Consider the following 3,701-nt stretch of genomic DNA (forward strand, 5'->3'; position numbering starts at 1 on the left):
CTCGTGGATAGTGCTGGTGCCGACCGGTATCATCATGATGTGGGGCGCTGAGCTTGGCGGCGGGGCTTTCGTTAGATTTTGTAAAAACATCCACGGGTTAGCTACTATTATATTTGCGGTATCCGTATTGCCGATGCTGATAGCTTGGACTAAAAGAATGCTACCGACGATCTACGACATCAGATGGATGCTGATCGTAGGCGGATATCTTTCAAAAGTTAAGCGACCGGTACCTGCAGGTAAATTTAACGCCGGTCAAAAAGCATGGTACTGGGTAGCAATCCCCGGCGGTATAGTGATGATACTAACCGGCGCAGCGATGTTCTTCTTGGATTTTAAAACGCCTGACGTCGCTACTTGGCTAGGCGTACCGCAAATCGAAGTTTTAAGAGCTTCTGCGCTAATTCACAACGTACTTGGTATAGTTTGCGCCGTATTTTTCCTAGTACACATATATATGGCGGCTATCGCGATACACGGCGCTATCTGGTCGATGGTAACGGGATATAAAGAAGAAGAAGAAGTTTACGTGCTTCACCACTACTGGTATCAGGAGCTCATCTCTAAAAACAAAATCCCCGTATCTGAATACGAAAAAACTTACGCGAAATTAAAATAATAAAAAAGGAGAAGTTTTTCTCCTTTTTTATTTTAAAGCCTAGCCTAAAATTCGCCTTTTTATACAAAATTTAAAATCTTTTAGGTAAAATTCCCCCTAGACTTCAGGTTGAAGAGTAATAAATTTTAAGGAAAAATCAATGCAAATCGATTGTAGAAATTTGGCTTGTCCAGAACCCGTCATCAGGACTAAAAATGCGCTTGAGAGCCTAAAAGTCGGCGAAAAGCTCGAGATTTTAGTAAATTCCATAGCTCCAAAAGAAAACATTAGCCGTTTTTTAAAAAATCAAAACGTCGAATTTAGCGTAGAACAAAATGGCGCCGAGACAAAAATCACCGCCGTTAAGGGCGAATCAAAGCTTGAGTTAGCAAATTTTGACGAATTCGTCTGCGAAATTACGCCAAAAGCCAAAAAAACGGTCGTTTATCTAAATGAAGAATACGCCGGAAGCGGCGATGTGGGCGTTAGCTTACTATCTAAATTTTTAGGCGCGCTTTTGCAGGTGGAAAAACCGGAGTACGTCATTTGCGTAAATAACGCCGTTAAAATGACTACGAACCGCGCGCATGCGGGCTTTAAACCGCTTAAGGATTTAGAGGCTGCGGGCGTTAAAATTTTAAGCTGCGGCAGCTGCTTGGAGGCGTATAAACTCGTCGGCGATTTAAGCGTCGGAGAGATATCAAATGCCTACGAAATCATGCAAATTTTAACTTCTCACGAGCAAATCAAACTATGATTTACAACGACAAACGTCTAACCAAATTCGTCAAAGCGGCGGGTTGAGCGGCCAAGCTTGACCCGTCGGGTCTACACAAAACTATCGGCGATTTAAATTTAGCTCACCCAAATTTGCTCTCAAACATCGGCACGAACGAAGACGCGAGCGTCTTTAAGATTACGGACGACATCGCGCTCGTTCAGACGCTGGACTTTATCACGCCGGTGGTAGACGATCCGTTTATATTCGGCCAGATCGCGGCCGCAAACAGCCTAAGCGACGTGTTTGCGATGGGTGGGCGCGTGCTAAACGCGCTAAATATCGTCGGCTTTGACAGCTGCAACCTAAGCGGCGAAATTTTGGGCGAAATTTTGCGCGGCGGACTGGATAAGGTCGCCGAGTGCGGCGGCGTGATCGTGGGCGGACACACGATAGAGACGCAGCAGATGTATTACGGTCTTAGCGTCACGGGCGTTGTTTCGCCAAACTCCTTTTGGTCTAATAACTCCGCGCGCGAGGGCGACGTGCTTATACTCACAAAGCCGCTAGGAACGGGCGTTTTAAGCACGGCGATAAAGGCCGATCTGCTAAATTCGGCGCAGATAAAGCAGGCGGTAGAGACGATGCGGCAGCTAAATTTTTATGCCGTGGACGCGCTAAAAGGTATAAACGTAACGGCGGCGACCGATGTTACGGGATTTGGTTTTTTAGGACATCTAAGCGAAATGCTAAACGATAAAATTAGCTTTGAAATTTACGCGGGTAACGTACCAGTGATAGCGGTCGCGCGCGAGTTTGCCGATATGGGTATCATCCCCGAGGGCAGCTATAAAAACCGCGAATTTGCGAGTAAATTCGTCTGCGGCGAGGCCGATATCTTGCTTTACGACGCGCAGACGTCGGGCGGATTACTGCTAGCGGTAGCGCAAAGCGAGGCAAATTCGGCTTTATCCCGGCTAAAGGGCGCCGGCTACGAAAACAGCGCCGTAGTGGGCGTAGCTACGGCAAAGACGGAGTTTGGGATAAATTTGATTTAGCGCTTGCGACAAAATTTGTCGGCTTAGCCGGTAAACTTTTAGTTTAAAAATCTAGTTTATTAAACTATATTTAAAATACCGCCAAATATACTGGGCTATCTAGCGCATAAATCACAAAAACGGCGCTAAACCGAGCAATCGTTACTTTTATCATTTACTTAAAATTTGCCGCCTCGTATGCCGGTTTTACATACTTGACCTAAAAGCCGTCCCAAGATCCCCATTATTTTAAATTTAATTTAAAAATCGTAAATATCCTTGGCATAAATAGCCAAATAAACGCGAAATAGCCGCCGCATCTAAATAGGCTCAGCTACCTTTGGCTAGGCGCGGGACGGTCTTGCTCGCCGCATCAAATTTACATAGCGCTTAAAGTTAAAGCATAAAAACTCTCGGTTAAGTTAAATTTCTGGCTAAAATCGTATAATTACCCGACTTTAGTAAAAGGAGAAAATATGAATTTTTTAGAAGCGATGAAATTTCGCCACGCGTGCAAGATTTTTGACGAAAATAAAAAAATCAGCGCGGGCGAGTTTGATTTTATCTTGGAAGCGGGCAGACTAAGCCCGAGCTCTACGGGACTAGAGCAGTGGGATTTCCTCGTCGTGCAAAATCCGCAGCTAAGGCAAAAGATCCGCGCCGTCTCGTGGGATCAGCCTCAGATTACGACTTGCTCGCATTTGGTAGTTATCCTGGCTAAGGTAGCAGAGGTTAAAGGCGTCGGTAAATACGTGGAAAAAATGATCAAGCGCCGCGAAGACAAGGCTCCTGATATAATCGGCGACAGGAAAAAATTTTACGGAGATTTTCTAACCGGACGTTTCGGCGGCAATGACGAGCTAATCTATCATTGGTCGAGCAAGCAGTGCTACATAGCTGCTGCAAATATGATGACGGCCGCAGCTAGCCTAGGCATCGATAGCTGCCCGATCGAGGGCTTTGACGAGGCGGCGCTAAACGGCATCTTGGGTCTTGATACGAGCAAACAGCGCGTAGCCATCGTGGTGCCGTTTGGTTACCGCCTAAAGCCTCAACCTAAAAAGTATCGCCGCGAGATAAACGACGTCGTAAAGTGGATTTACTGATTTTACGGCTTTTGGCCGTTAGCGATTTAGTTCGGCGGCCTGCTCGGCAGTGCGCCGGTGATGAGCGTAAATAAAAACTCATCCGCAGACTTCATCGCCCGCGGCGGCCAAATCCCTGCGCCTATCCATAGTTTTAAAAACTGAATTCGTAAAGTCCGTCCGAAAGGTTTCAAGAAACGCTTTAAAAGCTAAATTTAAAAGTCCGCCTAAAAAGTTTAAAAACTAAAATCGTAAAGCTCGTC

4 protein-coding genes and 1 pseudogene are annotated in these 3,701 nt (G+C 45.9%); all 5 read left to right on the forward strand.

Annotated features, from left to right (window positions below; translation table 11 throughout):
* A partial coding sequence (locus RYL88_RS12165) for a formate dehydrogenase subunit gamma (RefSeq protein ID WP_314991635.1) occupies positions 1–619 on the forward strand: 619 nt, incomplete at its 5' end.
* A gap of 139 nt (positions 620–758) precedes the next feature.
* On the forward strand, positions 759–1,355 hold the full coding sequence (gene yedF / locus RYL88_RS12170) for a sulfurtransferase-like selenium metabolism protein YedF (RefSeq protein ID WP_314991637.1): 597 nt from the start codon (positions 759–761) through the stop codon (positions 1,353–1,355).
* The gene (gene selD / locus RYL88_RS12175) at positions 1,355–2,374 is read left to right on the forward strand and encodes a selenide, water dikinase SelD (RefSeq protein WP_314991641.1); all 1,020 of its coding nucleotides are present in this window, start codon (positions 1,355–1,357) and stop codon (positions 2,372–2,374) included. The genes yedF and selD overlap by 1 nt, the downstream gene beginning before the upstream one ends.
* A gap of 455 nt (positions 2,375–2,829) precedes the next feature.
* Positions 2,830–3,459, forward strand: a complete 630-nt coding sequence (locus tag RYL88_RS12180; RefSeq protein ID WP_314991639.1) for an NAD(P)H-dependent oxidoreductase — start codon at positions 2,830–2,832, stop codon at positions 3,457–3,459.
* Positions 3,460–3,489: 30 nt separating this feature from the next.
* A pseudogene (locus tag RYL88_RS12185) lies at positions 3,490–3,603 on the forward strand (DUF711 domain-containing protein); the annotation flags it as partial.
* Positions 3,604–3,701: the final 98 nt, after the last annotated feature.

The sequence above is a fragment of the uncultured Campylobacter sp. genome (genome assembly GCF_963517995.1).
In the GTDB taxonomy this organism is placed as follows: Bacteria; Campylobacterota; Campylobacteria; order Campylobacterales; family Campylobacteraceae; genus Campylobacter_A.